The organism is Planomonospora corallina (assembly GCF_042650625.1).
GTDB classification, from domain to species: Bacteria; Actinomycetota; Actinomycetes; order Streptosporangiales; family Streptosporangiaceae; genus Planomonospora_B; species Planomonospora_B corallina.
This window is the reverse complement of sequence record NZ_JBHSBM010000012.1, coordinates 292998-298020: the sequence shown is the minus strand read 5'-3', so window position 1 is coordinate 298020 and position 5023 is coordinate 292998. Positions and strand designations below refer to the sequence as shown.

The 5023-nt window shown below is 70.6% G+C and carries 3 protein-coding genes and 1 pseudogene; 3 read left to right on the top strand and 1 reads right to left on the bottom strand.

From position 1 onward, the window contains the following. Window positions 1-240: pseudogene (locus ACFOWE_RS09300) on the top strand (phospholipid carrier-dependent glycosyltransferase); the annotation flags it as partial. On the opposite strand, the gene ACFOWE_RS09295 reads toward ACFOWE_RS09300, so the two are convergent. Continuing rightward, entirely contained in the window at window positions 189-1712 is a 1524-nt protein-coding gene (locus tag ACFOWE_RS09295) for a hypothetical protein (RefSeq protein ID WP_377286784.1), read from the bottom strand. The pseudogene ACFOWE_RS09300 and the gene ACFOWE_RS09295 sit on opposite strands and share 52 nt — an antisense overlap. A gap of 100 nt (window positions 1713-1812) precedes the next feature. Here ACFOWE_RS09295 and ACFOWE_RS09290 point away from each other — a divergent pair, with 100 nt between their 5' ends. Together ACFOWE_RS09290 and metG are read left to right on the top strand one after the other, a co-directional pair. Beyond that, the gene (locus tag ACFOWE_RS09290) at window positions 1813-3075 is read left to right on the top strand and encodes a glycosyltransferase family 2 protein (RefSeq protein ID WP_377286783.1); all 1263 of its coding nucleotides are present in this window, start codon (window positions 1813-1815) and stop codon (window positions 3073-3075) included. Between the two features lie 138 nt (window positions 3076-3213). Further along, window positions 3214-4992 carry a methionine--tRNA ligase gene (metG, locus tag ACFOWE_RS09285; protein ID WP_377286782.1) on the top strand — a complete coding sequence of 593 codons (1779 nt, stop codon included), beginning with the start codon at window positions 3214-3216 and terminating at the stop codon, window positions 4990-4992. The last annotated feature ends 31 nt before the right edge of the window (window positions 4993-5023 follow it).

Sequence of the window (5023 nt, the reverse complement as noted above, 5' to 3'; positions counted from 1 at the left end):
TTCTACGCGGTCCCGATGGTGCCGTTCATGGTGCTGGCCGTCACGCTGGCCGCCGGCCTGGTCATCGGCCCCGCCACCGCACCACCCAACCGCAGGGCGCTGGGGGCCGCGGCGGCCGGCACCTTCACGCTGCTGGCCCTGGCCAACCTCTGGTGGCTGTATCCGGTGCTCACCGCGGAGGACATCCCCTACGCCGACTGGTACGCCCGGATGCTCACCCGCCGCTGGTACGAGCCCTGAGCCCGGCGCCGCGGGCGCAGTGTGATCGCCGCGGCGAGGCAGGCCAGCGGCACCGCGGGCAGCAGGTAGCGGTAGTCGAACTCGGCGGTCGCCGCGGGGGCCAGGATGAGGCCGAAGGCGGCCAGCCACGGCAGCAGCACCGGCCCGCCCAGCGTGCGCCAGCGCACCGCCACCCCGGCCAGGCCGACCAGCAGCAGCACGCCGAGCGCGGTGCCGGGCAGCCGGACGATCCGCTGGTAGCCCTGCATGAAGGCGGCCCACGGGTCGCGCACGTCGGTGCCGACCACGCTCGGCTTGCCGCGGATCTCCTTGACCCGCAGACCCGGGTCGTAGACCAGGGCGTCCTTGTCGGTGGTGCTGCCTTTGGGGGCGGACCAGGCGGGCAGCACCTTGTCCTCGAACGGGAACTCGTACTGCAGGTAGGTCTGGGCGTCGGGGAAGCGCGGCCGGCCCCAGTGGAAGGCGCGGAAGAAGTCACCGGCCACGACGGCGAGATAGTCGCCGGGCTGGGAGAGGATGGCCCGCTTGGCGAAGTCCCCGGCGGCCTTGTTCATCTCCGGGGTGAAGGTCGTGCCCACCCCGAAGGCGTGGAAGCGCTGGCCGTTCTGCGCCCACCACAGGTACTTCTGGCCGGAGAAGGAGCGCTTGTCCGGCGGCTCGCTGATGCACAGCAGCGCGAGCATCAGCTCCCTGCGCTTGTCGACCCCCATCTCGTTGCAGTCGGCGAACTTCGCGGCCCGCATGTAGAGGATCGGGCCGTCGCTGTTGGTCATCGCGAAGTTGCCGTGCGCCGAGGCGAACCAGGCCATGTAGCCGGCGACCGGGAGCGCGCACGCCGTCACCATGGCCGCGATCGGCTTCCACCCGGTCCGCTTGACCAGCAGATAGACCACGACCAGGGCGAGGATGGGCAGGCCGATCGAGCGGGTCAGCGCGGTGACCGCGAGCAGCAGGCCGACCAGCCCCCCCATCCACCAGGACATCCTCCGGTTCCAGAGCACCAGCGTGATGACGCCCACGACCAGCAGGATGAACATGGTGTCGGACATGATCATGTGCTCGAGCTGGATCTGGTAGGCGTCGAACAGCACCGGCGCCGCGGCCAGCGCGGCCCCCCAGCCGGGCAGGGCGAACCTGTGGCGCAGCAGCGCGTAGACGAGCACGCCGGTGGCCAGGCCCATCAGGTGCTGGGTGAGGGCCACCAGGGCGAAGCTGTGGAACGGCCGCAGGGCCAGCAGCCAGAAGGAATAACCGTTCGGGCGCAGGGCACTGGGCCTGTCGGGGTTGACGGCCCCGGAGACGTACTCGTAGGAGTCGTTGAACCACAGCGCCGGGCCGTACCCGAGCATGGTGACCACGCGCAGGACGAACGCCGCCGCCAGGACGGCCGCGAACACGCGGTGGCGGCGCAGGAACGCCCGCAGGCGCGCGCGCCCACCGGCCGGAGGCGGAGGATCCGCGACGGTCACCATGCACAACAGAATGCCAGCCGTTCGGGGGACCCGGTGCGGGCACCCGGAGGACCGGGCATCATGGTGGGATTGCCTGTGCCGTGATGGAAGGGTTCGAGACGTGGAACTGACCGTGGTCATGCCGTGCCTCAACGAGGCCGAGACCGTGGAGACCTGCGTGCGCAAGGCCCTGGCCTGCATGCGGGAGCACGGGATCGACGGAGAGGTGCTCATCGCCGACAACGGCAGCACCGACGGCTCGCAGCAGCTGGCGCGCGACGCCGGGGCGCGGGTCGTGCACGTGGACGCCAAGGGGTACGGCAACGCCCTCATGGGCGGCATCCGCGCCGCCCGCGGCACCTACGTGATCATGGGTGACGCCGACGACTCCTACGACTTCACCGCGCTGCTGCCCTTCGTGGAGCAGCTGCGCGACGGCGCCGACCTGGTGATGGGCAACCGCTTCAAGGGCGGGATCGCACCGGGCGCGATGCCCCCGCTCCACCGCTACCTCGGCAACCCGGTGCTCTCCTTCATCGGCCGGCTGTTCTTCCCCAGCGCCATCGGCGACTTCCACTGCGGCCTGCGCGGCTTCCGGCGCGACTCCATCCTCCGCCTCGGCCTGCAGACCGGCGGCATGGAGTTCGCCAGCGAGATGGTGGTGCGCTCGACGCTCGCCGGCCTGGACGTGCGGGAGGTGCCGACCACGCTCTCCCCGGACGGGCGGAGCCGGCCCCCGCACCTGCGCTCCTGGCGGGACGGCTGGCGCCACCTGCGCTTCCTGCTGCTGTACAGCCCGCGCTGGCTGTTCTTCATCCCCGGCCTGGTCATGATGGTCCTCGGCCTGGTCCTGGGCACCGCCCTGACCTTCGGCCCGATCTACATCGGCAGGATCGGCTTCGACGTCACCACCCTCGTCGGCGCCTCGGCCATGGTCGTGGCCGGCTTCCAGGCGGTGCTGTTCGCCCTGTTCACCAAGGTCTACGCGGCCGAGGAGGGCTTCCTGCCCGAGGACAGGCGGGTGCGCAAGCTCGTCGACATCGTCTCCCTGGAGAAGGGCCTGGTCGCCGGCGGCCTGCTGGCCCTGGCCGGAGTGGCCGGGCTGGCGGCCTCGCTGGTGCACTGGCAGACCCACAGCTTCGGCCAGCTGATCCCGTCGCAGTCGCTGCGCATCGCGGTGCCCGCGGCCACCGCGCTGATCATGAGCTTCCAGACCGTCTTCGCCGCGCTGTTCATCAGCATCCTGGGCATCCGCCGCACGAGGGAGACGCCCATGGACGTGGCCGCCTCCGCCGCGGAGGAGGCCGCCGAGGCCGTCAGCAGGGACACCGCCGCGGGCGCGGCCGTCCCGGTGGAGAACACCGCGGGCAACGGGCAGGTGTGACCGGCGGCGAGGGCGGGTGCGGCCGGCGGCGGGGACGCGTGTGACCGGTGGCCGGGGCGGGCCGTACGACCCGCCCCGCCGGGCGCCGGGGCCCGTATCGGGCGGAAGATTCACAAGACAGCCTCTAGGCTGGTAACCATGTCCCAGCACATCCTGACCGCAGTTGCCTGGCCGTACGCCAACGGCCCCCGCCACATCGGGCACGTCTCCGGATTCGGCGTCCCGTCCGACGTCTTCAGCCGTTACCAGCGAATGGCGGGCAACAAGGTCCTGATGGTCAGCGGGACCGACGAGCACGGCACCCCCATCCAGGTCCAGGCCGACAAGGAGGGTCTGGGCGTCCGCGAGGTCGCCGACCGCTACAACCGGCTGATCGCCGAGGACCTCACGGCCCTGGGCCTGTCCTACGACCTGTTCACCCGGACCACCACGGCCAACCACTACGCGGTGGCGCAGGAGATCTTCAAGGGCCTGCACGCCAACGGCTACATCTTCCCCAAGACCACGATGGGGGCGATCTCGCCGTCCACCGGCCGGACCCTGCCCGACCGCTACATCGAGGGCACCTGCCCGATCTGCTCCTACGACGGGGCCCGCGGCGACCAGTGCGACAACTGCGGCAACCAGCTCGACCCGATCGAGCTGATCAACCCGGTCAGCCGGATCAACGGCGAGAAGCCGGTCTTCGTGGAGACCGAGCACTTCATGCTCGACCTGCCCGCCTTCGCCGAGGTGCTCGGCACCTGGCTGCAGTCGAAGCAGGGCGAGTGGCGGCCGAACGTGCTGAAGTTCTCGCTCAACCTCCTCGGCGACCTGCAGCCGCGCGCGATCACCCGCGACCTCGACTGGGGCGTGCCGATCCCGCTGGAGGGCTGGAGCGACCAGCCGAACAAGCGGCTGTACGTCTGGTTCGACGCCGTCATCGGCTATCTGAGCGCGTCCATCGAGTGGGCCCGCCGCTCCGGAGACCCGGACGCCTGGCGGCAGTGGTGGCAGAACCCCGAGGCCCGCGGCTACTACTTCATGGGCAAGGACAACATCGTCTTCCACTCGGAGATCTGGCCGGCCCTGCTGCTCGGCTACAACGGCCAGGGCGGCAAGGGCGGCGCGGCGGGCTCGCTCGGCGCGCTGAACCTCCCGTCGGAGGTGGTCTCCAGTGAGTTCCTGACCATGGAGGGGCGCAAGTTCTCCTCCTCTCGGCAGGTCGTCATCTACGTGCGCGACTTCCTGGCCCGCTACGACGCCGACGCGCTGCGCTACTACATCGCGGTCGCCGGGCCGGAGAACCAGGACACCGACTTCACCTGGTCGGAGTTCCTCAACCGCAACAACGGCGAGCTCGTCGCGGCCTGGGGCAACCTGGTCAACCGCTCGATCTCCATGGCGGCCAAGAACTTCGGGGCGATCCCGGAGGCGGGCGAGCTGACCGACGCCGACCGGGCGCTGCTGGCCCGCTCGCGCGGGGCGTTCGCCCCGGTGGGCGCGGAGCTGAACCGCTCCCGCTTCAAGAACGCGGTCAACGAGGCGTTCGACGTGGTGCGCGAGGCGAACAGATACCTCGCCGAGCAGGAGCCCTGGAAGATCAAGGACGACCCGGAGCGGGTCAAGTCGATCCTGCACGTGGCCCTGCAGGTGGTCGACGACGCCAAGACCCTGCTCACCCCGTTCCTGCCGACCTCCTCCAACAAGATCTACGCGATGCTCGGCGGTGAGGGCGTCTGGTCCGGCATGCCGGAGATGAAGGAGGTCGACGAAGACGGCCGGAGCTACCCGGTCATCACCGGGTCCTACGAGGGCGCGGCCCGCTGGGAGTCCACCCCCATCCGGCCCGGCACCCCGCTGGCCCCGCCGACCCCGCTCTTCCGCAAGCTGGACCCGAAGATCGTCGACGAGGAGCTCGCCCGCCTCGGCGAGTGAGCCTTTCCACTGGAACCGCCCGGGCCGTGAC

Bases quoted from the DNA above. Each gene is read 5' to 3' on its own strand.
- ACFOWE_RS09295 (WP_377286784.1), bottom strand. From the start codon at position 1,712: ATGGTGACCGTCGCGGATCCTCCGCCTCCGGCCGGTGGGCGCGCGCGC.
- metG (WP_377286782.1), top strand. From the start codon at position 3,214: ATGTCCCAGCACATCCTGACCGCAGTTGCCTGGCCGTACGCCAACGGC.